The sequence below is a fragment of the Aeromonas sp. 600724 genome (genome assembly GCF_049175135.1).
Taxonomy (GTDB): domain Bacteria; phylum Pseudomonadota; class Gammaproteobacteria; order Enterobacterales; family Aeromonadaceae; genus Aeromonas; species Aeromonas veronii_A.
Map to the genome: position 1 here is coordinate 121,759 of NZ_JAAKUM010000005.1, position 26,220 is coordinate 147,978.

General features: G+C 59.2%; 18 protein-coding genes, 2 tRNA genes, 2 riboswitches and 1 other annotated feature. Of the genes, 12 read left to right on the forward strand and 8 right to left on the reverse strand.

Features of this window, described 5'->3' with window-relative positions:
• The first annotated feature begins 3 nt into the window (after positions 1-3).
• Positions 4-125: a sequence feature (Phe leader region), on the forward strand.
• A 38-nt stretch (positions 126-163) separates the two neighbouring features.
• Positions 164-1,336 carry a prephenate dehydratase gene (gene pheA, locus G5168_RS06550; protein WP_021230338.1) on the forward strand — a complete coding sequence of 391 codons (1,173 nt, stop codon included), beginning with the start codon at positions 164-166 and terminating at the stop codon, positions 1,334-1,336.
• Between the two features lie 77 nt (positions 1,337-1,413).
• Here pheA and G5168_RS06555 read toward each other — a convergent pair whose 3' ends face one another.
• Positions 1,414-1,839: an LPP20 family lipoprotein gene (locus tag G5168_RS06555; RefSeq protein WP_111899922.1), complete on the reverse strand. Its 426-nt coding sequence runs from the start codon at positions 1,837-1,839 to the stop codon at positions 1,414-1,416.
• A gap of 10 nt (positions 1,840-1,849) precedes the next feature.
• Entirely contained in the window at positions 1,850-2,470 is a 621-nt protein-coding gene (locus G5168_RS06560) for a FlgO family outer membrane protein (RefSeq protein ID WP_005338718.1), read from the reverse strand.
• A 200-nt stretch (positions 2,471-2,670) separates the two neighbouring features.
• Between G5168_RS06560 and G5168_RS06565 the strand changes: the two genes are divergently transcribed.
• Positions 2,671-3,825, forward strand: a complete 1,155-nt coding sequence (locus G5168_RS06565; RefSeq protein WP_421172769.1) for a flagellar assembly protein FlgT — start codon at positions 2,671-2,673, stop codon at positions 3,823-3,825.
• A 76-nt stretch (positions 3,826-3,901) separates the two neighbouring features.
• On the opposite strand, the gene G5168_RS06570 is transcribed toward G5168_RS06565, so the two are convergent.
• Together G5168_RS06570 and G5168_RS06575 are read right to left on the reverse strand one after the other, a co-directional pair.
• Positions 3,902-4,846 (reverse strand): chemotaxis protein CheV, encoded by a 945-nt coding sequence (locus tag G5168_RS06570; protein WP_216951924.1) that lies wholly within the window; start codon positions 4,844-4,846, stop codon positions 3,902-3,904.
• 139 nt (positions 4,847-4,985) lie between these two features.
• Positions 4,986-8,012 (reverse strand): glycosyl hydrolase family 18 protein, encoded by a 3,027-nt coding sequence (locus tag G5168_RS06575; RefSeq protein ID WP_421252011.1) that lies wholly within the window; start codon positions 8,010-8,012, stop codon positions 4,986-4,988.
• 115 nt (positions 8,013-8,127) lie between these two features.
• A riboswitch (cyclic di-GMP riboswitch) is annotated at positions 8,128-8,213 on the reverse strand.
• A 296-nt stretch (positions 8,214-8,509) separates the two neighbouring features.
• On the opposite strand from G5168_RS06575, the gene G5168_RS06580 reads away from it, so the two are divergent.
• Positions 8,510-10,693 carry an ExeM/NucH family extracellular endonuclease gene (locus G5168_RS06580; protein ID WP_421252012.1) on the forward strand — a complete coding sequence of 728 codons (2,184 nt, stop codon included), beginning with the start codon at positions 8,510-8,512 and terminating at the stop codon, positions 10,691-10,693.
• Positions 10,694-10,864: 171 nt separating this feature from the next.
• Here G5168_RS06580 and G5168_RS06585 read toward each other — a convergent pair.
• Together G5168_RS06585 and G5168_RS06590 are read right to left on the reverse strand one after the other, a co-directional pair.
• Positions 10,865-10,940 (reverse strand) — tRNA-Ala (locus G5168_RS06585).
• A gap of 1,258 nt (positions 10,941-12,198) precedes the next feature.
• The gene (locus G5168_RS06590) at positions 12,199-14,796 is read right to left on the reverse strand and encodes a glycosyl hydrolase family 18 protein (protein ID WP_421252013.1); all 2,598 of its coding nucleotides are present in this window, start codon (positions 14,794-14,796) and stop codon (positions 12,199-12,201) included.
• A gap of 98 nt (positions 14,797-14,894) precedes the next feature.
• Positions 14,895-14,982, reverse strand: a riboswitch (cyclic di-GMP riboswitch).
• 456 nt (positions 14,983-15,438) lie between these two features.
• On the opposite strand from G5168_RS06590, the gene G5168_RS06595 reads away from it, so the two are divergent.
• From G5168_RS06595 to G5168_RS06615, 5 genes are all read left to right on the forward strand, one after another.
• Positions 15,439-15,515, forward strand: a tRNA-Arg gene (locus G5168_RS06595).
• Positions 15,516-15,722: 207 nt separating this feature from the next.
• Positions 15,723-16,607 (forward strand): DMT family transporter, encoded by an 885-nt coding sequence (locus G5168_RS06600; protein ID WP_181269729.1) that lies wholly within the window; start codon positions 15,723-15,725, stop codon positions 16,605-16,607.
• 105 nt (positions 16,608-16,712) lie between these two features.
• Entirely contained in the window at positions 16,713-18,650 is a 1,938-nt protein-coding gene (locus G5168_RS06605; protein WP_421172960.1) for a methyl-accepting chemotaxis protein, read from the forward strand.
• A gap of 497 nt (positions 18,651-19,147) precedes the next feature.
• The gene (locus G5168_RS06610) at positions 19,148-20,596 is read left to right on the forward strand and encodes an OprD family outer membrane porin (RefSeq protein WP_421252014.1); all 1,449 of its coding nucleotides are present in this window, start codon (positions 19,148-19,150) and stop codon (positions 20,594-20,596) included.
• A 137-nt stretch (positions 20,597-20,733) separates the two neighbouring features.
• Complete coding sequence (locus tag G5168_RS06615) at positions 20,734-21,561, forward strand: SDR family oxidoreductase (RefSeq protein ID WP_421252015.1); 828 nt, start codon at positions 20,734-20,736, stop codon at positions 21,559-21,561.
• Positions 21,562-21,652: 91 nt separating this feature from the next.
• Here the strand turns inward: G5168_RS06615 and G5168_RS06620 are convergent, their stop codons facing one another.
• Positions 21,653-21,985 carry a DUF1904 family protein gene (locus G5168_RS06620; RefSeq protein ID WP_421172959.1) on the reverse strand — a complete coding sequence of 111 codons (333 nt, stop codon included), beginning with the start codon at positions 21,983-21,985 and terminating at the stop codon, positions 21,653-21,655.
• 88 nt (positions 21,986-22,073) lie between these two features.
• Here G5168_RS06620 and G5168_RS06625 point away from each other — a divergent pair, with 88 nt between their 5' ends.
• The 4 genes from G5168_RS06625 (at position 22,074) to G5168_RS06640 (ending at position 25,663) form a co-directional block, all read left to right on the forward strand.
• Positions 22,074-22,961: a TraB/GumN family protein gene (locus G5168_RS06625; RefSeq protein ID WP_421172958.1), complete on the forward strand. Its 888-nt coding sequence runs from the start codon at positions 22,074-22,076 to the stop codon at positions 22,959-22,961.
• A gap of 136 nt (positions 22,962-23,097) precedes the next feature.
• Positions 23,098-23,277, forward strand: a complete 180-nt coding sequence (locus G5168_RS06630) for a DUF3149 domain-containing protein (protein WP_005338733.1) — start codon at positions 23,098-23,100, stop codon at positions 23,275-23,277.
• Positions 23,278-23,464: 187 nt separating this feature from the next.
• Entirely contained in the window at positions 23,465-24,046 is a 582-nt protein-coding gene (smrA, locus tag G5168_RS06635) for a DNA endonuclease SmrA (RefSeq protein WP_005338734.1), read from the forward strand.
• A gap of 138 nt (positions 24,047-24,184) precedes the next feature.
• Positions 24,185-25,663, forward strand: coding sequence for a carboxypeptidase M32 (locus G5168_RS06640; protein WP_421172957.1), 1,479 nt, complete (start codon positions 24,185-24,187; stop codon positions 25,661-25,663).
• Positions 25,664-25,794: 131 nt separating this feature from the next.
• Here G5168_RS06640 and G5168_RS06645 read toward each other — a convergent pair whose 3' ends face one another.
• Positions 25,795-26,196: a glyoxalase/bleomycin resistance/dioxygenase family protein gene (locus G5168_RS06645; protein WP_421172956.1), complete on the reverse strand. Its 402-nt coding sequence runs from the start codon at positions 26,194-26,196 to the stop codon at positions 25,795-25,797.
• Positions 26,197-26,220: the final 24 nt, after the last annotated feature.

Genomic DNA, 26,220 nt, shown 5'->3' on the forward strand with positions numbered 1-26,220 from the left:
CACACCTATGCACGCACCATTCTTCTTTGCTTTCTCGTTTATCCGGCCCGCTTGAGGGAAGGCCTGTCGTCGTGTGAACAGAAAGCAAAGACGAATCGAGCCTCCCCTAGCGGAGGCTTTTTTTTGCATTAATATCAATCGATTACTTGGATAGGGAACAATCATGGCAACGCTCGACGAGATCAGACAAGACATCACCCGGTTGGATCAGGAGCTGCTTGCCCTGCTGGCGAAACGCAAGACCCTCAGCATCGAGGTCGCCCGTGCCAAGCAAGCCAACCCGCGTCCCATCCGTGACCACCAGAGGGAGCAGGAGCTGCTGGTCGCCCTGATCCAGAAAGGGCGCGTGCTGGGGCTGGATGCCCAGTACATCACCCGTATCTATCACACCATCATCGAAGACTCAGTGCTCTCCCAGCAGGCCTATCTGCAGAGCCTGCTCAACCCGGAGCAGCAGGAGCCGATGACCAGCGTCGCCTATCTTGGGCCGCGCGGTTCCTACTCCAGCCTGGCCGCCCGCAAATATCTGGCGCGCTACAAGGATCAGGTGATCGAAGTAAACTGCCAGAACTTCCGTGAAGTACTGGATGCGGTGGAGTCGGGTCGCGCCGCCTTCGGCGTGCTGCCCATCGAAAACACCAGCTCTGGCTCTATCAACGAAGTCTATGACGTGATGCAACACACCAGCCTCTCCATCGTCGGCGAGCTCACCTACCCCATCGAGCACTGCATCCTCACCGCCGTGCCGACCGAGCTGAGTCGCATCAAAACCTTCTATGCCCACCCGCAGGTGTTCCAGCAGTGCTCCCACTATCTGAGCAAATTGGAAGGGGCACGCCACGAGATCTGCGACTCCTCCTCCAGTGCCATGATGAAGGTGAAAGAACTGGCCAGCCCGGAGGCCGCCGCCATCGGCAGCGCCGCCGGTGGTGAACTGTATGGCTTGGACGTGCTGGCCGAGCAGCTCGCCAACCAGAAAGAGAACTACAGCCGCTTCATCGTGGTGGCGCGCAAGCCCATCGACGTGGCGCCGCAGATCCCGGCCAAGACCACCCTCATCATGTCCACCTCCCAGAAGCCGGGTTCGCTGGTCGAGGCGCTGCTGGTACTGCGCAACCACGAGATCAACATGACCAAGCTCGAATCCCGTCCGGTGCAGGGCAACCCGTGGGAAGAGATGTTCTACCTCGATGTCTCCGCCAACCTGCAGACCCCGGCGATGCAGGCCGCACTGGTGGAGCTGACCAAGATCACCCGCTATATCAAGGTGCTTGGCTGCTACCCGAGCGAGGATGTGAAACCCACCGCAGTGCCGCCGGTGCTGATGGGGAGCTAACCAGCCCACAACGACAAAAGGCGAGCACCCTGCTCGCCTTTTGTTTTGATGCCGGTTTTCACGGCAAGCCCATCAACTCAGAACTGACCGGCCATCAGCTGGTTGATGTTGTAGAGGGCGCGGGTATCGAGCTCCATCTCGGTGGCATAGGTATTGCCGCGCGGATAAGAAGCAACCACCCGGGCACCACGCACCACACCGGCGACCGACACATCCAGCGAGTTGGAGGTCTGGGTCAGGTCACGATAGCTGCTCTGGCCGCGCACCTGCTGACCATTGAGCTGCTCGGCCAGCTCGCGATATGCATCCATTTTGGAAGCGCGAATGGCTTGCAGCATCTTCTCCGACTGGGAGGGGCCGGGCTGGATGTCGATCACCGCATAGCCCACCGCCTTGAGCACCGGAAAATCATCGGGTTTGCCACCCTGGGTGTAATCCACCACCCGGTTACCGCTGCAACCGGCGAGCAAGAGTGCCAACAGGCAACCAAACAGGATCTTCATGACTCGCTCCTCACGGGGTCAGGTTTACCAGATGACCGCCCGGCCTCGCCTGACTGTCACGCATCAGATAACCGCGATTGATCGATGCTCGACCAAACGAGTTGTTGGCACCGAACAGATATTTTTGCGGGATCAGACTCTGGGCAGTGGTCTCCACCATCTTGGTGCGCATGTCGATAACGCGGGCATTGACCAGAATTCCCTTGCTGTTGCGGCTGAAGGTGCCGACCAGAATGCGGGAGATCGGTAAACGGGAAGAGAGCTCCTTGTAGTTGCGGCTCAGCACGAAATCCCCCTGCGGCGTCACCTTGATGCTACCGGTCAGCTTGAAGTCCACCACCACCTCGCCGCGGCGGTTGAGCTCGTAGATAAAGCTCTCCTCAATCTGCTGCCCCATCCAGTTGGTATCCTGTAGGGTGTCGAGATCGACGAAAGAGGCCACCGCGATGGGTTCGGTCAGAGTGGTCAGCGATTTGCGCTCCATCAGCTGATCGGTCATGCGCGCCACCAGCCAGTTGAGCTCCATCCCCTGCGCCGCCTGGCGGGGGTCACCCTGATCCCGATTGATAGGGTCGGAGCCACACCCGGTCAATGCCAGGGCAAGCGCCAACGCCGTGATGAGTTTGTTCATGGATACCTTTCCTGCATCTGCACCTGACTTATTATCGGACGCGCCGGACAAAGCTTGAGCCGGGAATGAGGCATGATTCTTGCTTTTTAATGGACAGCGCCAACGTGCGCTGCCACTTGGAACGCGTTGTGATCCATGTCGGCCAGCAGATGCCATTGCCTCAAAATGGCTCGGCTGCCCGCCAACTCAAGGTATCTGCTATGAAATTACCGCTGCTGTTGACCCTGCTGCTAGCCAGCCTGAGCGCCCGCGCCGAGCTTATCGAAGCGCAGGGCAGCGCCGCCATTCTGGGGGGTGATGAGGTCTATGCCCGCGAGCAGGCGACCCGCGACGCCCTGCGTCAGGCGCTGCTGGCCAGCGGCGCGGCCGTTTCCAGCGTCCAGCGTCTGGAAAATGGCAGCCTTCGCTCCGAGCAGATCCAGATCCGCTCCGGCGGCGACATTCGCCAGTATCGGCTCAAGCGGGAAGAGGTGCGCAACGGCCGCATGTATATCACGCTAGTAGCCGACATTCAGGCCGAGCGCCAGATCTGCCAGACCCAGCACTTCGCCAAGGATTTGACACTGGTGAGGCTGCGGATGCGCTATCCGGACCAAGCCAGCTACGGCGCCATGGACGACATGCCGGAAAACCTCTCGCGACGGCTGTTCGAGACTCTCGCCAACGCGCCGCAAGGGGTCGCGGTGCGCCAGTGGCTGGATGAAAACCTGCGCATCGACCCGCTTCACCTGCAACAGGGGGATCGCAGTGCCCTCGAAGAGATCAAGGCGCTCAGCCTGCGTACCGACAGCCAGTATCTGGTGCTCGGCAGCATCGACGATCTCTCCATCGAGCCGCAGGGCAACCAGCTGACCAGCTGGTATGAGGATCCCGTACGCAACTTTCGCATGCAGCTCTACCTGTTTGACGGCATCAACGGCAGCCTGGTCAACCGCAAGGTCTACGAAGGGCGCGCTACCTGGACCTTTGGCAAGCGGGAACAGGTGGGCAGCAGCAGCGGCCAGTTCTGGCAGTCAAGTTATGGCCAGGAGGTCAACTACCAGTTGCAACAGGCGGCTCAGGATCTGGTAGCCCAGCTCACCTGCGCCCCGGTCACCGCCCGGGTGGTCGGCCAGAACGAACGCGGCCCCTACATCAATCTGGGGCGGCGCAACGGCATCAAGCTTGGCGATCAGTTCCGCATCCAGCACAACGCCGACTTCATCGACCCCTACGGCAAATCGCGCATGATGCGCAATCCGGCCGACGGTCTGTTCGAGGTGGTGCAGGTATTCGACGATGGCGCCATCATCAGCAGCCAGAACAAATATACGCCGTTTAACATCCAGAATGGGGATTTGGCTGTATTGGAATAGGTGCCAGAGAGTTACCGGCGCTTACGGCATCTCCCGAGTTTCCCGTTGTTATGGTTCACCAGTGGATTGGTATCGGTCAGTTTCCCAACACCTGACGCAACCTCTCCTGCGCAACGCCCACCAGCAGGTCGGGCTGGAACTTGGAGATAAAGCGATCACAACCCACCTTCTTGACCATGGCTTCGTTGAAGTTGCCGCTCAGGGAGGTATTGAGGGTAATAAAGAGATCGGACATGCGCGGATCACTGCGCACCTCGTGGGTCAGCCGGTAGCCGTCCATCTCAGGCATCTCGGCATCGGTGATCATCAGCAGGATCTCGTTGGTCACCTTCTTGCCAGCATCGCACCACCCCTTGAGCAGGGTCAGCGCCTGCAAGCCATCCTGACACTCGATAACCTCGAGTCCCAGCTGGCCAAGAGTCTCACGCACCTGGGTGCGGGCGGTGCTGGAATCATCGACGATCAGCACCTTGCGGCCGTGCATCTCGGGCAGGATCTCCCGATCCAGCACCTCTTCGGAGATGCGGATGTCATAGGTGATGATCTCAGCCAACACCTTCTCCACATCAATGATCTCGACAATCTGATCGACGCCATCTTCCGGAATGCGGGTGATGGCGGTGAGGTAATTGGCGCGCCCGGCGGAGCGCGGCGGCGGCAGTATATCCTTCCAGGTCATGTTGACGATGTTGGCCACCTGCCCCACCAGAAAGCCCTGAATGGTACGGTTGTACTCGGTGATGATGAGGTTGGATTCACTGTCGATGGGCATGGGGCGCATACCGATGGCGCTGCGCAGGTTGATCACCGGGATCGAGGTACCGCGGATATTGGCCACCCCACTGATATTGTGATGGGAGCCCGGCATCTTGCTCAGATGGGGCAACTTGACCACTTCCCGAACCTTGAAGACGTTGATGGCGAACATCTGGCGGGTGCCGAGACGAAACATCAACAACTCGAGGCGGTTTTCACCCACCAGTTGAGTTCGTTGATCAACGGAATCCAATATACTCGCCATACGCTGATATCCATCTGATTATTAATCGACTCTATTATAGAGGCTGCCCGCCAGGAAAGGCAGGCGCATTTTCAACCAGAGCAACCACCCAGATAAAAAAAGTGAGGCCGAAGCCTCACTTATCTCATTGATTTCAAAATCAATAACTACATACAGACTTCCAGCTGCCATCGGTGGCCTTGGGTTCACTGCTGGTCCACCAGTTGGCCTGCCACACCACCTTGTTGTGAGTGATGCGATCGCCAGCGTTGGCATGATCCCCTTGCGGCCAGGTCGGGTAAGCCTTGTAGGCCGCCGGATTGATGTTCTGGCTGCTGCAGGTCGCACCGCCCTCACCACCGCCCGAACCCAGTACGGCCTCCGGCAGGGTCGGGAACTCGGCCTTGAGACCCGCAGTCTGGCTGCCGCTGATGATGCGGATGCCACTCGGCACACCGGCTGCCGGCAGATAGTAGGTCATCGCCACTTCCACATCGCTGCCCGGCGTCCAGGCTTTCCAGGTCGGCAGCGTCAGAGCCACCTTGTGGAAATCCTTCTCGTTGGCAATCCCGTCAGAGTTCTGGTTGCCACCGCTCTCCACCACTTTCAGCCCCACCCCGCTCTGGTCAGTGATGGTGTCGGAGGTAGAGGTAGGCACCAGGAACTCGATGCGAGTACCGCCCGGAATGGTCTGGGTCGAGTTGTTGGTAAGCTTCAGGGTCGGATTGATCGGGTAGTTGGAATCCCCCTCCTTGAAGCCGGAGAGGCTCACCGCGATGTCGAGCTGGGCGGTTGGCGCCGCCAGATCGTTCTGCTTGGTGTTGTACTTGGTCGCCTTGGCAAACTTCTCGTAGGCGAGCGTGGTCAGCGTGCTGCCCATGCCGTACTCGTTCTTGGCCGGATCGAAGGCGTAGTCACCCGCCATCTCCCAGAACATGACCCCGCCCAGGCCCCGCTTGATGATGTAGTCAAGCTTGTGGCCCATGGACTCTTCATCTTCGGTGGAGAGGAACACCTTCTTCTCTTCGTTCCACAACCAGGGCGCCTGCGCCTTGTCATCGTAGTAACGCACGTACTTGCCCTGCATCACGTGGGCCGGGTTGTTGGGATCCAGCCCCCAGGCCTGGCCGTAGCTCGGCATGGTGGTGATACCCAGGCTGGCGGCGTTCTCCAGGTTCTTGGCATGCCACATGGGCACGGCGCCACCGCCGATCTCCTTGCCGTTCTTGTCGAGATCGTGCCAGATGTTGTCGATGCCGACCGCCCCGTTGCCGCACGGAATGGTGCTGCCACCGGTGCCCGGCTGACAATCGCTCTGGCTCGGCAGGGCTGCCTTGCCGGCTAGGCCGTGGGTGCCACCGCTGACCCCTTGCCAGCCGCGGGTGTAGTAAGGCACGCCCACGTTGATCTTGCCGGCCGCCAGGGCGCCACGGAAGTAGTGGGCAGACCAGGCCGCGTTGAGGTAGCCGATACCGCCAAACTGGCTCTGGGTATAGACGCCCCAGTGGGCAAGTTCGGCATCCGCCTTGTTGTCAAACAGGGCGGCGTTGTGACCGACGAAGTTGTTCCAAGCGCCGTGGAAGTCGTAAGTCATCAGGTTGACGTAGTCGAGGTACTGGGTGACCTGGAAGTTCTCCATGCCGCGCAGCAGGTAGGCCGAGGCCGGCGAGGCGATGGTCAGCATGTACTTGCGACCATCCTCGCTGCCGGCGCTGTCGAGCTTGCTGCGCAGGGTCTGCATCAGCACCTTGTAGTTGGCAAACAGCTTGCCACGGCACTGGTTGGAGAGCGGGAAGTCGTTGGGGTTACCCGCATCCTTCATGGAGGTGGGGTATTCGTAGTCGACGTCGACCCCGTCAAAGCCGTACTGACGGATGAAGCTCACCGCCGAGTTGGCAAAGGCGTTGATGCCGTCATTGTTGACCGAGCAGTCACCCTTGGTGGTAGCGGTATAGAAGCCGCGGGTATCGGCCCAGCCCCCCACCGAGATCAGGGTCTTCACGTCCGGATACTGCTTCTTGTACTTCGACAGCAGGTTGAAGTGGCCCTTGTAGGCAAACTCCGGATCCATCTCGGCACCCGGCACGCCGTCCCAGGTCATCTTGGTCGCCGAGTCGTCCACCTTGATGGTGTGGCTCTGCTCGTCCACCGCCGCGAAGGCATAGTTGATGTGGGTGATCTTGTCCCAGGGAATGTCGCTCACCAGATAGGAGGGCAAGCCGTTCTTGCCGGTACGCCAGGAGGTGAAATAACCGATGACCCGACGGGCGTGGTCATCCCCCATGCACTCGTAGCCGTCCGGGCGGTAGATCTGGCGAATGTCGCAGGAGAGGTTGCCGCCGGTGGGCGGCAGGGCTGCCTCTTCCACCTGTACGTCGACCTGGCTCGATTCGCCGCTCAGGTTCTCCTTGTCGGTCGCCACCAGCTTGAGGCCGGCCAGCCCCTTGCTCTGGGGCGTCCAGTTCACCTGCCAGGGGGCACTGGTGTCTTCGCCCACCTTCTTGCCATCGACGAACAGCTCGACCTTGGCGACGTCGTTGTTGGCATCGGTGACGTTGCCGCTCACCGCCACGCTGCGACCCAGGGTCACCTTGGCGCCGCTGGCCGGACTGCTGATGCTCACCTTGGGCGCCTCCGGCGCCACCACGGCGGCGACGTTGAAGCTCGAATCCGCCTCGCTCAGCACCTTGCCATCTTTATCCAGTGCCCGTGCCTTGAGGGCATGGGCGCCGACACCGGCGGCACTCCAGCTGCCGTTCCAGGGCGAGGCGCTCGCCGTGGCGACCAGCTTGCCGTTGATGAGGTATTCCACCCGAACCAGCGCCGTCACCGGGCCGCTCAGGGTCACCGCCAGCGCGACGCTGGCCCCCTCGTTGAAACTGGCGCCGGCAGCTGGCGAGCTGACGGCTACGCCGAGTGCCGGTGGCGGCACGTCCCCGCCATACAGCTTCCAGGCATCGGCCCAGACCACACCCACTCCGGGAGCGTAGTGATAGGGCGAGGCCCCGCACCAGCCGGAGTAGGGAAATTCTTTGCACTCATAGAGATTGCCGACGTTGCTGACGATGTCGCCGGCCTTGTAGGCAGTACCGGCCTGATAGGCGGGATAGGCGGCCTGTGCCCAGGCGGGCATGGCAGCCAAAGCCACCAGCATGGCAAGCCTGCTGGGCCTTAGGGTCTGTTGCATATTGTTATCTTCCTTGTTTTGTCTTGGCATTGGTCACCAAGGCAAAGAACAAGCGCAACCTGCGTGATGGGTGCAGACAACTGGCAATGGACCTGCCACAAACGTCACCCTCACCCTGGGAAGCCCCGCTATCTGGATCGCACGCTCTGAAGACCGGAGGCATTGCGTCCCGGCATCTCGACCGGTTTGCCCTTTACCTGGGTTCCGTGAGGAACAAGCCGAGTATAGGAATCAACCAGCTGAGTCTCAATCTTCATTCTCGAAGAAAAATATGTGGTTGCCGGCAGGATCACACTTTCTCACCGACGCACTTGATAGGTCTTTTATCAGTAACTTCAAGATGTTAGCCAAGTCAAAAAAAGCTGCTTTGCGCTCGTTTGTATCCCTGGAATGTGCGTTGGCTCACTGGTACGACATGCCAGAAATGTGACAATGCGCGCCCTTGGTCAACGAGCCAAGGCTATGGAATCACTGGCAAAAATAAAAAAGGAACACCTATGAAAGGTACTCGTACCCTGCTGTCGCTGGCCGTGGGGCTGGCACTTGCATCCTCAGGCGCCCATGCGGCATTTGTCTGCCCGTCCGATCCGGCTCAACTCACCCCCATCCCGGCCATTCAGGGCACAGGTTCCGGCAGGGCGCTGGCCACCCAGACCGTGACCGACAAGAACGGCAATGTGACCGGTAAAATCAGCACGGGCACCTTCAATGTTCGCGGTATCGTGACGGCGCTGGGCCAAAGTCTGACCAAGGGGTTCTATCTGACCGACCCGGTGGGTGATGGCAATCCGGCCACCTCTGACGGCATCTTTGTCTATCTGAACGACAGGGAGTTTGCGACCAACTATGCCGACATCAAACCGGGGGCAGAACTCTGCCTCGAAGCCAAAGTCGAGGAGTATTACGGCGGCACTCAGCTTAAGCCCACCTTCGAATCCAGCAAAGCCCGCCTGCAGGTCACAGCGCAAGGACTGGCGGTGCCGACCAGCGTACTGCAGGTCAATGAAGGGGAGACGCTGGCGCAAGCGCTCAATCGCCACGAAGGGATGCGGGTACGTCTCGACAGCAGCAGTGACCTGCACCTGACCCGCAATTACGGCTTCGACTACAAGGTCTATCGCAACAACCTAGAGCTGGCCCACAAAACCCCGCTGATCAAACCGACCCAGCTCCATGTCGCCAGCAGTGCGGACGCTGTCGCGCTGGCTACCAAAAATGGCAGCAACCGTCTGGTGGTCGAGTCTGATTACAAAGCGCCGGATGGCGTACTGCCCTGGTTCCCGGGCTGGGATGCCGATCAGGGCTATCTGCGTATCGGTGATCAACTGACCGGGCTGGAGGGGGTGATCGTCTATAACAAGGATGCCTTCCGTCTGGTGGTACCGAGCGACGTCACCCTGGCTGCCGGTGCTCTGCTGCGCAGCTCTGAAGAGGATCGTCAAGACGCGCCGGCTCGCCTCTCTGGCAGCGATCTGCGGATCGGCAGCTTCAACGTGCTCAACTACTTCACCAGTCACTCCAGCATCGGCGGTGCACTCAATATCCTGTGCAAGGATCAGGCGGATGCCGACAACGCCAAAGGTTGCAACCGGGGTGCCAAGAGCCAGCCCGAGTTCGAGAAGCAGCGCACCAAGATCGTCAATGCCATCACCGCAATGGATGCCGATCTGCTCGGCCTGATGGAGATGGAGAACAACGGCTTCGAGGATAACTCTGCCCTCCACAATCTGGTGACCCGCCTCAACGAACAGCAAAAGGATGCGAGCAAACACTACGCCTATGTGCGTCTGCCGGTCACTGCTCTTACCGATGGCAAGTTCTTCGGCGGTGACGCCATCATGGTGGCGATGATCTACCGTCCTGCCCTGCTCACCCCCAGCGGAGATGCCAGCGTCATCAAGCTGCCGGAGCAGCGCTACACCACAGGTGGTGTGGCCAAGACAGCCGGTCAGCGCGATTCTCTGGTTCAGACCTTCACCCTCGCCAAGAGCAAGGAGCCGCTGACGCTAGTGGTCAACCACCTCAAATCCAAGGGGTCAGGCTGCTACGAAAATGGCGATGGCAAGACAGAACCGGCCGACCTGCAGGGCAAGTGCACCGAGTTCCGGGTCTCTGCCGCCAAGGTGCTGGGTGAGGCGGTCAGCAAACTGCCGGGCCAGGTGCTGCTGGTGGGCGACTTCAACTCCTACGCCAAGGAAGATCCGATCCGGGTGCTGACCGACTACAACCCGGCCACCAGCGAGCGGAAGATCGTATCGGCCTCCCACACCTTTATCGGTGAGCAGCCCTATGAACAGCTCGGTCGCGAAGTGACTCGCAGCTACGGCCTGATCGATCTCAACGTCAAATTCAACAAGGAGAAAGCCATCTCCTACAGCTACGACGGGGAGCTGGGCACCCTGGACTACGCCCTCGCCAACCCGGCGCTGGCCAGCAAGGTGGCAGGTGTCGCCGACTGGCACATCAACTCCTTCGAGAGCTCCCTGTTCGAATACGGCAGCCAGTACACCGGCACATTGCTCAAGTCTGACAACCCCTTCAGTGCCTCCGACCATGATCCCATCATCGTCGACCTGAGACTGGAGAGCGATGCCACCAAACCGGACACCTCCTCAGGCGGTGGTGCGCTGGGACTCGGCCTGCTAGCCCTGTTGCCACTGGCCTGGCGACGTCGCCGTTAACCACAGGCGCATTTGAATAGTGCAAGCAAAGCCCGCGACTCTCGCGGGCTTTTTCATTCAGGTCATTGGATTTACAAATGAAAGGCGCGGACGTATGGAGAAAATAAATGATGGAGAAAACAAAAAGGCCACCGCGATGCGGTGGCCTTATTGCTTCTTGTAACAAGAATTTGGTGGAGCTACGCGGGATCGAACCGCGGACCTCTTGCATGCCATGCAAGCGCTCTCCCAGCTGAGCTATAACCCCAACTCACCTCGGTGCTGACGAAGTTATCTCCGGCAACGGAGGCGCATGATAGGCATCACCCGCTTTGCTGTCAACCCTAAAATAACCGCGACTGATTCGTTTAGTCAAAATTGCAGCAGTTCGCTGTTTTTACCAGCAAGGCACGTGCTATCTCTCTGTTTTATGTCACAAATTGGCTCAAGCACCTATAAAGGAGAGGCCGTGCAGCGAGCCTCTTTCCCCTTGCAACGCCCCCGCTCTCAGACCTCTCTATGGTGGCTGGTAATCAGCTTCTCCCCCGTCACCTCGGGAAAGCCTTTCCATAAAGGGCATTGCATTTGAAAACCCTTTCCATGATTTTTGTAAATTTACAACATAGAAAGTTGATCTGGCTCACAAATGACCATAGGATCAAACCGTGACCTAGGTCACATACCATAACCATAAATGACAGAGCGATGAGGTAAACCATGTTTGAGAATCTGGCAGTCCTGTTCCACCTGCGCGGTGCAACCACCAAGAACGGCGTTGTAGAGAAAGATGCCTATGCCCCCTCCACCCGTGAATACTACTTCCGCTACGGCAAATAATTGCTGAAAGCCTTTCACGGAAAATGTAATAAAACAACAACACACATCATCACACAGCCCTTTCGAGGCGCTGTCCTGTCCGGGCCAGATGTTCCACGGCCAAACCTGAACTCCACCAAACAAGAATGGGGCCCGCAGGCCCCATCTTTTATTGCATCGGCTCATTGCAGGATCTCGGCCTGATCCAGGTATGACACCATGAAATCCCCTTGCCGGGAGCGCTGGCTTGGATAACACCAGCATCCGGGAAGCTGGCTATGATGCTTGCCATCCTTGTTCAACAGCCAAATGCCGTCGATTAGGTACTGCATGAAGGGACAGCATGACGACGGACAGAGATTTAAAAAGAGCAAGCGAAGTTGAGCAAGCCCTCATCCTGGCGATACCGACCCGCTGGCCTGTCTCGCCAACAGCGGGATGCTCGCCTCTTGGGCAACCTGAAAATATTCGGCCGCAGACTTTCCAGCAGTGTAATTACAACAGCGGAAAGGTTACCACGAATCAGGTTCACACCTTATCAGAGAGCAGTGCAGCCATCACTTGGGGAGAGCCTTCATGCCGGCACCACAAGTCGGCCTGACCGGATACAAGACAGAGCAGAAAAAGAGGGATTGGCAGAGCAACCAATGTTCAGCGCCGCGGGTTGCAAAAGCGGGGCATGACCAGCATGCCCCGCCACAACTCAAGCCTTATTTACAGCTGGCGGCCCCCACATCCTGCCAGACGTCGTGTTTGCCGGGCTCGTTGCCCTTGGTCCAGTATTGCGCTTTCCATTGACGGCCATTATGGGTGGTGATCTCGCCACCGTTGTAAGCTACATTGGCATCCCAACCCAGTTGCACCTTGCTCACCAGCAACCACTGATCCGCGGTACGGCTCGGTTCGTTGCCCTGAGTCCAGTACTTGGCCTGCCACACCAGCTGGTTGTGGCTCACCTTGTCACCGCCGTTGTAGACCTTGCTCGCCTGCCAGGCAGGCCAGTTGGCGGCATCCGGATCAGTGGCCGAGCAACCGCCACCACCGCTGACCGGCTTGACCGTCAGACGGGTGGCGGCACTGGCATCCAGCGCGCCGTCGGAGACGGTGAGGCTCAGGTCATAGGCGGTATCGCTGGTAACGTTCGGACCGGTGACCACCAGGGTGGCACTGTTCTGACCGCTGGCGGTGAGGCCGGCCGGTACCGTCCACTGATAGGTGAGCGGATCACCGTTCGGGTCAGATGCGGTCGCCTTGAGGGTCACCTGCTTGCCGGATTCCACGGAAGCGGTAGCCGGCAGGCTAACCAGTGGCGGCAGGTTGGGCTGCGGCGCCTTGTTGGTGACCACCACCTGATCCTTGGCACTCAACTGCTGGTCATCGGTCACTGTCAGCTCGAACACCAGATTGATGTCGGTGGACACGGCATCGAGTACAACGCGGGCATTGGCCTGAGTGGCATCCAGCAAGGTGGCCTGCGGGCCGGAGACCTGCTTCCAGCTATAGGTGAGGGCGCCATTTTCCGGGTCGTGGGACGCGGAGCCGTTCAGCGTCACCTCGGTCGGGCCGGTGACACTCAGATCGCTGCCCGCGTTGGCCACCGGCGGCTTGTTGGCTGGCGGAGTGGTTCCCTCGCCGTGACCCAGACCCTCGTGCATGGCATTGAGGATGTCGCCGTTGTCGGCATCAATCTCCCAGGAGAAGAGGCCACCCAGCTTGTTGGCCAGCACATACTGCCCCTTGGCCTTGACCGAGCGGTCGTTGTCATAGGTGATGAGATCGCCGGTCGAAGCCTTGAACAGATAGGGAGCCTCGGCCACCTCGTCGTAGCTCTTCTCCCAGCCACTGCCCATACGGTTGTTGACGATGTCGCGGTAATCGACCACGCCATCCTCCCAGGTGCCTTTCACCTTGCCGGTCGCCTTGCCGGTGAAGGGGTTGTTGCCCTGATAGCCGCTCACGCCAGTCCAGCCACGGCCATACATGGCGGCACCAACCACCAGCTTGCCGGGGTCAACCCCCTGCGCCAGCATCAGGTTGACCGCCTTGTCGGTGGTGTACTTGGTGTTGGGATCCCAGCTCGCCGCGTAGAGGTTGGTCTGGTGACCCAGCTCGGTATTGCTCCATGCGCCGTTGTAGTCGTAGGTCATCATAAAGATGTGGCTCATGTACTGCTGGGCCGCGCGGTAATCGACATCTTCAATCTTGTCGTAACCGGCGCCGACAGCGGAGGTGAGCTCATACTTGCGACCAGTCTGCGACTCCAGCTCATCGAGCATGGCGCGCAGCTCCTTCATCAGGGTCACATAGGTTGCGCCATCGCTCGGGCTGCCCAGTTTCGGGTTGGCGCCCTGTCCACCCGGATATTCCCAGTCGATATCAACGCCATCGAAGAATTTCCAGGTCTGCAGGAACTCTTTGACTGAGGCGACGAAGGTATCGCGCTTGCTCTTGTCGCCGAGGAAGTAGAAGGGGTCGGAGAGGGTCCAGCCGCCGACGGAGGGGAGGATCTTGAGGTCAGGGTAAGCCTGTTTGAGCGCCATCAGGGCACCGAAGTTACCCTTGTAAGGCTCGTCATAGGCAGTCAGGCCACTTTGCGGCATCTGAACGGCGGCCCAAGGATCGTGGATCGCAACCTTGAAGTCGGCACGACCGGCACACGCACGTTGCAACGCCTGGAAGCTCCCTTCGATCTCCTTGAGGCTATCGTTGAGGCCATCCCCGCCACAGATGGGGGTGAAACCATAGAGGATATGGGTCAGGTTCTGGGCCGGGATCTTGTCCACTGTGAACTTGCGACCATAGACGCCCCACTCCACGTAGTAGGTACCGACCACCTTGCCGGACTTGTTGGCGTAGGGCTTGTTGTTCTCCTGCAACGCGGCCTTTAGCGGCGCCAGGTGGCTGCCATCGGTATCGGCGACCACGATCTCCTTGGCATCAGAGAGAGTACAGCCATCGGCATTGCAGAGGGCCACCTGCATCTGGTAGCGCCCACCTTTGTTCACCTTGAATTTGGCCGTGCCTGCAGCAGCAGAGGGGCCAGACCACACCTCCTTGCCATCAAGCAGCACCCCAGCAGTCTGGCCGACGTCACCGCTCCAGAGGTTCCAGCTCACCTCCACATCGGCGGCATCCTTGACCTTGACCAGATTGTTGTAGGAGGTTGCCGCCTGATCCACTTCAACAATGGCGAACTTGGTGGGACCCCAGCCGATGGTGGGCTTGCCCGGCGCGGCCGCATAAACGGCAGATGAGGCAAGCAGGGAGCCGACCATCATGGCCAGCGATGCGGGTTTTGGACTTAGCATATTGTTTTCCTTTACGTTATGGACAAACGAAAGGGCAACACATCACGACAGGCAACACAAACACGACTACCCCTTGGCAAAGGCAGCCAGCATAACACTGTGGTGGCCCCGCTATCCCAGCTCAACAACGCCTTTAGACCGGAGGCTTTGCGTCCCGACTTTTCAATCGGTTTGCCCTTGTCACAACTTTATTTTCGGCGATAACTAATCGCGAATTAACTCTATGGCAATTTATATAACTAAGCAAACAAGACCATTCCAAACCCGCTACTGACCGTACCTGACGCTGAGCCATGGCCTCATGATTCATCTTTAAAATACAAGGGAGCATTGGCCATTATTAATAGCTACCCAACTGATTAAGCTAAAAATTTCACTAAAACAAAATAAAGCGACAAAAGCTCAACACCTGTGGCACAACACAACAAGAGGTAGCCATACCTCACGGCAACAAGTGAATTCAAAGTCAATTTATTGCATACCAGTATCTTCCTCCCCCCACCCCTTCTTATTCAGACACCACAAACTTGTTTATCTGACCCCCAGAGCACAAACGCACAATCCGGCCAGAATGTAAGCAACTGGATAGACAGACATACGCAGTTGTTTATTTTTATTGGCATTTTTATATAATGCCCGCACGTCCCAGTGGCACAGCTGGATAGCGCGCGCCCCTCCTAAGGGCGAGGTCGCAGGTTCGAATCCTGCCTGGGACGCCACCCATCATCCCCTTTTCGCATTCACTCATCTCTTTGGCGATTCGTTCGACGTCCAGCAGCACTCTGCTTGCACCATCAAAATTCTCACCAAGTCACAAGTAATTGTATTCACGCGGCATTCGGCATCTCTCCTCTCTCTGATAGACTGCTTTTTTTGGCTGAGCCCTACGGCAAAGCCAGCAGCTTCATCTTGCAAAGGAGTGTTGGATGTCCGGATGTTCCTGGTGGGATAGATCCACCGGTTTTGCACTGCTGACCATTGTGCTGTGGGCCTCACTGGCGGCGCTGACGTCACGGGTCACCAGCGTGTCACCACTGGTGCTGGTCGGGCTGGTGCTGTTTTTCTGCGGGGTCGGGGCCTTGCCGTTTTGGCGCCAATGGCGCGCTCGTCCTATTACCTGGCTGGTGACGGTTACGGCATTGCTGCTCTACCATCTGCTGCTCTTTATGAGTTTTCGCCATGCCCCGGTGCTGGAGGCCAACCTCATCAACTACCTCTGGCCGCTCTGCATCATTCTGTTCACCCCGCTGTTGTTGCCCGGCCATCCACTCCATGCCCGTCATCTGCTGGCTGGCGCCTTTGGTCTGGCGGGCTCCATGCTGGTGATGGTCAATGGCGAGCTGCAACTGCAACAGACCTATCTGCCGGGATACCTGTTGGCGCTCGGTGCAGCTGTCGTCTGGGGGGCCTATTCGGTGCTGTCACGCCGTCTGCCACCGGCACCTGCCGTGGTCACTGCGGCAGCCTGCCTGCCCGCTGGTTTGCTGGCTCTGCTGCTCGCCCGTCTGCTGGAGGGGCCCCTGCCGCTCGCGCAGATCCCCACCAGTGACTGGTGGCTGATCATCGGGCTGGCGCTGGGCCCCATGGGGGCGGCCTTTGTGACCTGGTATCTGGCACTGCGAGACGGCGATCCACGCCGGATCGGTGCCCTTGCCTACCTGACACCGCTGCTGAGTACTTTGCTGTTAGTGGCATTGAACGGAGAAGAGCTGACCTCGCGCCATCTGCTGGCCGGTGCACTTATCATGGGAGGCGCCCTGCTCGGTATGCTGGGCCAACGCAACAGAGCTCAGGCATCCCCAGCCAGTTAAGTCGGTAAAATAGGGCCACCTGACCATGCTGTCATAAAAACGCCATCATCCCTGTTTAGGCTCGGGCCACGCTCCCCCATGGTCTGTGCTGACAGGAATTACCCCGTGAAAATCGCCCATTACGCCACCCTATCCTCCCTTGTTTTGTTACTGGTTGCGGGAGGACAGGCGCTGGCCCTCTACCACGGCTGGCAACAGCTTGCCCATGCCAATCAGGCCCAGCATCAGCACGAGACGCTGCAACAACTGGTGACGGTGACCCTGCAAAACAGCCTGCGTGACTACCTCAACAGCGGCGATCCACAGCAACTGACCGCGGCAGAGAAGATCCGCCAGCAAGCGCTCTCCTCGCTGGCCGCTCAGGATGATGCCGTGGCGGCCCCGCTCAGACAGCAACTCAAACAGATGGCGCAGCGCATCGCGCACGACTATCAGGCCGCAGGCAAGCTCTCGGGCAACAGCCAACTGCTGCTGCAAAATGCGGAGAGTGAGCTGGGCAGCCAGGCTATGGCGCTGATCCGCTATGGGGAGCAAGGTGCCAGCACGGAACAATCTGCCGCAGCACAGCAATATCGCCGCGGTGCAACCGAGATCCTGGCGGGCCTGCCGCGCCTCGCCCATTTGCGCCAAAGCTATATGGAACAGGGCAATGAGAAGCTGCTCGAAGGGATCCGCTTCGAGCTGGAGGCACTGCAAAAACAGGCCCAAGCGCTGCAAGCCTTGCCGCTGCTCGGCCTGTATGAAGAGGTGCCCGCCGATGAGTTCACCCTGGGGGAGCCGGTACGCAAGGAGCTGGGAGATCAACCGCGCAGCGAATTACGCTCGCTGCTGGGCCGCTATCCGCAGGAGCTGGCCAACAGCCGCACGGCGCTACAACAGCAACAGGCTGGCCGCCAGACCGTGCAGCAAGACATCATGGCCATGTTGCAAGCGACCAGACAGATGGGGGAACAACTTGCCCACGAGCGGCAAGCCGTCAATCAGGAGCTGGCCACCATCCTCGGCACGCTGGCGCTCTGTCTGGTGGTAGTCGCCCTGCTGTTTGCACTGGTGCAACGACGCTGGCTGCTCGCTCCCTTGTTGCGACTGCGCGGAGCCTTTCTGCAGCTCGATCAGACTGGGCAGGCCGAGCCGTTATCTGCCGGGCGTGATCGCAACGAGCTGGCCGATATCGTTGCCAGCTACAATCGGCTGATCGGTCGCCTGCAGCAGGATCAACAACAGAAAGAGGGGCAGCTGTCTGCGGTATCCCTCAGTCTGAAAGGAATGGTCAGCCAGGTTGACGAGATCCACCACAGCACCCGCACCACCGAGCTGGTAGTCGACGAGAGCGGTCAGATGATGGATGAGCTGAACCAGCTGGCCGGAGAGGTCCATCAGGTCGCCGCCGACATCGCCCGGCATGCCCACCATAACGAACAGGCGATGAGCCAGAGCGAAGATCTGGTGGGCAGCATGCTGCACGCTACTCGTCAGACCGGGCTGGCAATTGACGAGAGCGATGAGGCGCTGGAAGCCCTCACCCGCTCGGTTGCCGATGTGACGGACATTGTCGATGTCATCAGTCATATCGCCCAGCAGACCAACTTGCTGGCCCTCAACGCCGCCATCGAAGCGGCCCGTGCAGGGGAACAGGGGCGCGGCTTTGCCGTGGTCGCCGATGAGGTGCGCCACCTCTCGGCCAATACCCAGCAATCCCTCAACCAGATCACCGAGATTCTGCGGCGTCTGACCCAATCTGGTGAACAGCTTGGCACCGTGCTGAACCGGATCACCAGCGAGTCAAGCCGCCAACGGGCACAAGCCGAGCAGTTGCGCCAGACCACCCAGGCGGTGCGGGAGATCGCCCGCAACACCGCAGTGATCGCCCTGCAGGGCGCCGACAATGCCAAAAGTCAGGAGCACAAGCTGGCCAGTTTTGCCGATTTGATCGCCCGTATTCGTCAGCAGGCCTGTCAGGTAAGCCAACTCTCGGTGCAGGTCTCGTCCCATATCCACCATCAGGCGCAACAGATCCCCCGCATCCTCGGCCAGCAAGGCTGACCCTATTCGCCCCACATCCCCACCAATTCACTTTCCCTCGACCAGAGGGAAAGTTTTTTTGTAGCACAAAATTATATGTTGCCTGCAGGTTAACAGCTTCCCTTCCCCCGTATCTGATGAAAACCCGCACCGGCGCTGGCCACACCTCCAAGAAAACGCTCTCATTACCGTGATACCGGCCATGAGGCTGTTTACGACCTTGCCCATGATTATTTGCACTCGGTCATACTTTTGAAACGTTGAGGGAACTTTTCATTGATATTTCGCACCGCGAACGTACTCTTGGAGTTGTCCGATAGCCAAGAATCGGAACAAAAAAAACAACATGTGATGATCAGGACTGCCAACTACAGATGTGCCAAGACATCCGGGTTTGCAGATAACCAAGAGAAGATTTTTTGCCCTTCGGGGTTTTGATTGCAATGCCAATACCGAGCGGTAGGCCCGATGCCAGCTGCCGGAAAAAAGCTAAGTCCATAAAATCAGGAGCAATAAAAATGGAAAACGTGATCTTCAAGCGCGCCGCTTTGAGTGCCGCTGTGGTAGCCGCTCTGGTCGCCCCCGGCATGGCGTTGGCAGCCCAGGATATGATGAGCCCGGAATATGGCCAGTCCTATGAAACCTTCGTAAAAGACTCCAAACTGACCGGTGGCCTGTTCTACTTCCAGCGTGATCGTCAGCGCATCGATGGTGACCCGACTGCCGCCAAGAAAGAAGGCAAGTACCAGTCCAACCTGAGCCATTCCACCGTCCAGGCAGCTCTCAACTTCAACTCCGGTTATGCCTGGGACACTGTTGGTCTGGATCTGGGCGGCTTCGGTGCCTATGACCTGGCCGTTACCGAAAACCATCCGGTCAACCAGGAGAACGAATTCTCCTTCGCAGGCAACTCCTGGGGCAACAACTACAAAGATGGCTCTCCCGAGGGTGGCTTCAGCCTCTCCAACGCAGCTCTGAAGCTGAAATTCCTGGACGGCGGTGTGACTGCCAAGGGTGGTTACACCCAGCTGTATGTCCCTGGCCAAATCGGTGTTAACTGGTCCTATCAGCCGGGCACCTATCGTGGTGGTCAAGTCGAAGGCAACTTTGGCGGTCTCTACCTGACCTACGCCATCGCTGACGAGTACAAGGCCCCCTGGTACAAAGAGACTCAGGTCTTCTCTCGCGCCAAAGCGTGGATGGATCCGTTCGCTGATGAAAACGTCATCGACTATATCCACGGTATCGCGGCTCGTTACACCTTTGAAAATGGCACTGCCGTGACCGGTTCTTTCGGTCAGTCCGAAGGCTACATGGACAGCTACCACTTCAAACTGGCTCACAAGTTTGACGTACTGGGCGGCCTCGCCACCAGCTACCAGTTCTACGGTTCCGAGACCGAGACCTACACCAAGGGCGGCTCCCAGATTGAAACTTACGACGGCCTGGCATGGCAACAAGCACTGACCGCTGCCTGGAACTACGCCCAATACGGCTTCCGTCTGGAAGGTCTGTGGACCAAGGCTGAAGGTGCGGAAGGCAACTACCTGCCCCGTCTGACCCGTGGCTACGCCAACTCCCAGGGCGCCAACGAAATTTGGTGGGATTCCCGCTCTGACTGGAACGCCAACAACGAAAAAGCACTGTTCTTCGGCGTGACCCGTTCTCTGGATGATCTGGTTGGTGCGCCGGGCTGGGCTGTCGGTGTATCCGGCGCCTACGGTTGGGATATCGAAAATGGCCAAGGCAAGAAAGCAGCCAACGGCGAGGATACCGAGTGGGCCGTCAACTTCGATGTCAGCTATACCGTGCAGGATGGCAAGCTGAAAGGCACCCTGTTCAAACTGCACTACACCGACTACAACAACGACATCAGCCAGGGCGGCGGTTGGACCGATTACCCCAACATCTTCGCCTCCGAGCACGACGTCAAGTTCCACATCATCATGCCGCTTACCTTCATGTAATCAGGCAATACGATGTCAGCAAACCGGGCCACTTGGCCCGGTTTTCTTTTTTCCGGTTGGCAGGCTAACATGCGAGCCGGATAAGGGTTTTATCCACTCACCAGCACGCTTTTGTCAGCAGTCACAAGGACGCCATCATGCCCCGTTTTGTTTTGATCACCGGTTGTTCCTGCGGTATTGGCCTCGCCGCCGCACAGGCGCTGGGGCAGCACGGTTTTACCGTGATCGCCTCGGCGCGCAAGGCGGAAGATGTGGCCCGTCTGCAGCAACAGGGATTGCTGGCAGTACAGCTGGATCTGGCGGATTCTGCCTCCATCGAGCTGGGTGCCAGTGCGGCGCTCCATCTGGCAGGCGGGCGCCTCTATGGCCTGTTCAACAATGGCGCTTATGGCCAACCCGGGGCGCTGGAAGATCTGCCCACCGAAGCGCTCAGGGAGCAGTTCAATACCAACCTGTTTGGCTGGCACCATCTGATCCGTCAGGTGCTGCCGCCGATGCTGGAGGCCAAAGAGGGACGGATAGTGCAGAACAGCTCGGTTCTGGGACTGGTTGCCATGAAGTATCGCGGCGCCTATAACGCCAGCAAGTTTGCGCTGGAAGGTTATAGCGACACTCTGCGCCTCGAACTGGCGGGTAGCGGGGTACATATCAGCCTGATTGAACCGGGCCCCATCGATACCCGTTTTCGTGCCAATGCTCGCAACGCCTTCCTGCGCCACATCGATCCGGCCCAGAGCCGTCATCAGTCGGCCTACCGCCAGACCCTGACGCGGCTGGAAAAAGAGGGGGCCACCAGCGGCTTTACCCTCTCGAGCGAAGCCTGTATCCCTCCGCTGCTCCATGCGCTGACCCACGCCCATCCCAAAGCGCGCTATCCGGTGACCACTCCAACCCGGCTGTTTGCCTTCCTGCGACGGGTATTGCCCACTCGCTGGCTCGATAAACTGCTGGCCAAATCGGCCTGATCCCGTGATGGGCGACAAGCATCCTGCCGCCCGGATTGAGTTAGCTGTATAGCGGCGTAATCCAATCCGCCAACCTGGTTTGCCCCACTCTTCAATAGTGCTCGCCATTGCTGTAGTAGGCGCTCTTGACCAAAGGTATCACCTGCACCACCACATAGGTCTGCTCCCCCAGCACCCGTTTCAAATGGCACGTGATAAGGCGCGCGGCGGCGTCCTGCATCTCCTGCGGCCGCTCGAACCAGTGCAGCTCGACAAACGGAAAACCCGCCTCTGGCTCGCCGTTGCGGATCCAGCTGCTCTCCACCCGCTCCATGGTGACAAACTCCGGCTTGCCGCCGGTCAGCTCGCAAAGTTCGGCCAGCAGCGGGCCGCTCACCTGTTGCAGGGTATCGAGCGTCACGGCGCGAAAACGAAGATGGGGCATGGCAAACCTCTTGGTTATCTGAAATGAGGACTTATCATAAGAGTTATTGTCAGCAAGAGAAGTCACCCGGCGCACATTAAGGATCCCCATGAGATTTCATCGCACCCTCTTTGCCTTCCTGCTCTGCCTGCTGCTACCACTGCACGCCTTTGCCGATCCCGCCTTCTATCGGGTGAGCAAGGGCAACCAGCAACACTGGCTGCTGGGCTCCATCCATGCGGGAAAACCTTCCCTCTATCCTCTGCCCGAGCCGGTGGAGCGTGCCTGGCTGCAGAGTCGCGCACTGGTGATGGAGGTGGACATGAATAGCATCACGCCGGATCAGTGGCAACAGACCGGCTCCCTCACCCGACTGGTGGATGGCAAACCGCTCAAGGATCATCTCCCTGCCGAGCTCTATCAACGCACCCTGATGGCGGGGGCCCGCTATGGCATCGACGAGGCTACCCTCGCCACCCTGCGCCCCTGGTTTGCCGCCATTACCCTGACCCAGGCCGCCATGGCCCGCTCCGACTTCAAGAGTGAACTCGGGATAGACCAGCACTTTGCCGTCCGGGCCGCCAAAGAGGGCAAACCGGTAGTGGGTTTTGAAACCCTGCTGGAGCAGCTCGGTTATCTGGCCAGCGTGGGTGACAACCAGACCCTGATGCTCGCCAGCACCCTGGATGAGCTACCGATGCTGGAGAGTGGTTTCGCCGCCGTGATGAAGGCCTGGCAGCAGGGAGATGAGGCGACGCTTATCAATCTGCTCAAGGAGGAGATGGCTCCCTCTGCGCTACAGAGCTGGATGGAGCAGACCCTGCTGGCCGAGCGCAACCACAACTGGCTGAAGAAATGGTCCACCCTGCCCAACGAGAGCTTTATCGTGGTAGGCGCCCTGCACCTTTATGGCGAACAGGGGTTGCTGGCGTTGCTGGAGCAGCAAGGGTGGCGCATTACCCCGCTCACCACACCGGGCCCTGTGCAGGCTCGGTAGCAAGGAGTCCAGTGAGAACGATCACAGATCGCACTGGTCATTAAACAACCTGCAAGGGAGTTGATCGGGATCATCCTGGACAGGGCAAAGAGGTATTTATCATGCCTGTCATCAACCGGGTGACAGGAGCAATAAAATGGACTTTTGGCTGGACCTGATGTTTGGCAACAGCGTGGGATTGATGTCGATGCTGGTGATTATCGGCACCTTCTTGCTCATCAGCTCTTACGCGGCCTACTTCATCTACAAGGTGATGCACTCGCAACCGCCTCATTCACAGCAACCCCATTCTCAACAACCCAAAGAGGGCAAATAATCCTCTGACCACAGGCGGCAGTTCACACTGACCGCCTGTGCTGTTTTATGGTTCGCGACTGTGATTCCCGGGCCAGGATGCACCAGTGTCCATGCCGGGTGCCCCTTATCCCCTCCCCCTTTCCCCGTTTTCTGTGCCGGTTGCGGCCGTTATAATGGCCCCCACTTTTTCTTATGGGGAGCCTGCCGTGTCTCATAACGACGAACTCTCGCTATTCATGAATGAAGTGGCCGACGTGCGGCCCATTCGCAGCGACAACATCCATCCCCATGCGGCCAAATCCGCCCCGACCGAGGCGCAGCTCGCTCGCCGTCAGGCTGCCACCGCCGAGCAACTCGCCCTCGACCACCTCACCATGGAGGCCATCGAGATGCGCGATCCGCACGAAATCGTCGGCTTCAAGCGTGATGGGGTGCAGGAGGGGGTCTACAAGAAGCTGCGGCTCGGCAAATACGAGCTGCAAGCCAGCCTGGACTTGCACCAGAAAACCCTCAACGAAGCGCGCCAGACGCTGGTGCAGTTCATTGCGGATTGTGAAGTCCGGGATATCCGCTGCCTGCTGATCCTGCACGGCAAGGGGGAGCGCAGCACCCCGCGCGCCCTGCTGAAAAGCTATGTCAGCGCCTGGTTGCCGCAACTGCCCGCCGTCATGGCGATCCACAGCGCCGAGCGTCGCCACGGCGGCAGCGGTGCTCTATACGTGCTGCTGCGCAAAAGCGAACGCAAAAAAGCGGAAAACCGCGAACGGCACCAGAAGCGGCTCGGCTAATCCGCCTCTCGCCCCCACGCCTTTGGCCCGCCTGCATGATGGTGGTCAACGATGCTGCGGCGGTGTTAGCATCGAACGGCCCCGAGCATGCCAGGTACGGGGCGGCATACCATCAGGGACGATAACAAGGACAATCCCATGTCATATCAAAAGCTTGAACAACATCAGCAACAGATCCACCGCTTTAGCCACCTCGCCGCCATCTGCGGCTGGGATCAGGCAGCCATGATGCCGGAAGGGGGCAACGATGCTCGCGCCGAAGCAATGGCCGAACTCGGTCTGCTGATCCACCAGAAGCGCACCGCTCCCGAGCTGGGCGACTGGATTGCCAAGGCCGAGAGCGAACCGCTCGATGAAGTGCAACGTGCCAACCTCGGCGAGATCAAGCGCCAGTGGCAAGATGCCAGCCTGCTGCCCGGTGAGCTGGTCGAAGCGCTGTCGCTCGCTGGCAGCAAGTGCGAGCACGCCTGGCGCAGCCAGCGCAAGAACAACGACTGGGCCGGCTTTGCCCCCAATCTCGAGGAGGTGGTGAAACTCTCCCGTGAAGTGGCGCAGCTGCGGGCCGATGCGCTTGGCGTGCGCCCCTACGACGCCATGCTGGCGCTCTATGAGCCGGGCATGACCAGCGCACGGCTCGATCAGATCTTCGGCGATCTCGCCAGCTGGCTGCCGGCTCTTATCCAGACCGTGAGTGAACAACAAAAGGGCGATGCCCTGCTGCTGCCGCAAGGCCCCTTCCCCATCCCGACCCAGCAGGCGCTCGGTCAGGAGGTAATGGGGCTGCTCGGCTTTGATTTCGCTCACGGCCGCCTCGATGTGAGCAGTCACCCCTTCTGTGGCGGCGTGCCGACCGACGTGCGGATCACCACCCGCTATAACGAGCAGGAGTTTGTCTCCAGCCTGATGGGCATAGTGCACGAAACCGGTCACGCCCGTTACGAGCAGGGGCTGCCGCGTCATCTGCTGGGTCAGCCGGTGGCCGAAGCGCGCTCCATGGCGATCCACGAGAGCCAGAGCCTGTTTTGCGAGATGCAGCTGGGGCATCATCCGGCCTTCCTCGCGCTGCTGGCACCACGCATTCGTCACCACTTCGGCGAGCAGGCGGCGTTTGCGCCGGACAATCTGGCCAAGCTCTACAGCCGGGTCGAGCCGGGCTTTATCCGGGTCGATGCGGACGAGGTGACCTATCCGGCCCACGTTATCCTGCGCTACGAGCTGGAGCGCGATCTGGTGGAAGGGAAGATCGAGGTGGCCGACATCCCCGAACGGTGGGACGCCAAGATGCAGCAGTGGCTGGGGCTCTCCACCAAGGGCAACTACCGCAATGGCTGCATGCAAGATATTCACTGGACCGACGGCTCGTTCGGCTACTTCCCGAGCTACACCCTGGGCGCCATGTATGCCGCCCAACTGCGCTTTGCCCTCGAGAAAGAGCTGGGCAGCATGGGTGAGGTGATCGCGGCGGGCCGCCTGCCGGAGATCTTCGGCTGGCTCGGACGCCACATCTGGTCACAGGGGAGCCTGCACAGCACCGACGAGCTGGTGCGCCGCGCCACCAATGAAGCGCTCAACCCGCACTGGCTGCGCCAGCATCTGGAACAGCGTTATCTGAAGTAATGAGCGCAGTAAGCTAACAGCAGAACGGGGCCCTTTTTAGTTGACCACTACAGGGCCCGTTTTTATGGCGGTTCATTTTTATGGCGGTGCATGGCACAGCACGCCACCACCATGCTGTAAAAAGAGAAAATTCAGAGAGGATCAGGGGCACCCAGCAACTCGCGCAGTTGCAGGATATTGCCCTCCGGGTCGAAGGCGTTGCGCACCACAAAGCCGGGCCCCGTCCACTGCTGTGGCAGCAGGCCGCCGCCGAGATCCGCCGCCTTCGCTTCTGCCCAGGCGAGGCTGGAGACGGTGAAGAACAGCTTGATGGCCCCCTCTTCCCGCAGTGCCGGCGGCCGCTTGATAACAACTTGCCCGGCATAGGGCGCAGGAATGGCGTGGATCAGCAGCTGGATATCGCTGTTTTCCAGCACCACCAGCTGCTCATCCTGACTGCAGACCACCATCTGCAGCAGGGTACGGTAAAAGTGGGTCAGCAGGCCCGGATCCTTGGCATAGATCAGGGCACCGGCGCGAGCTGGGCCTGGCATGGAGCACTCCTCAACAGTGAACGA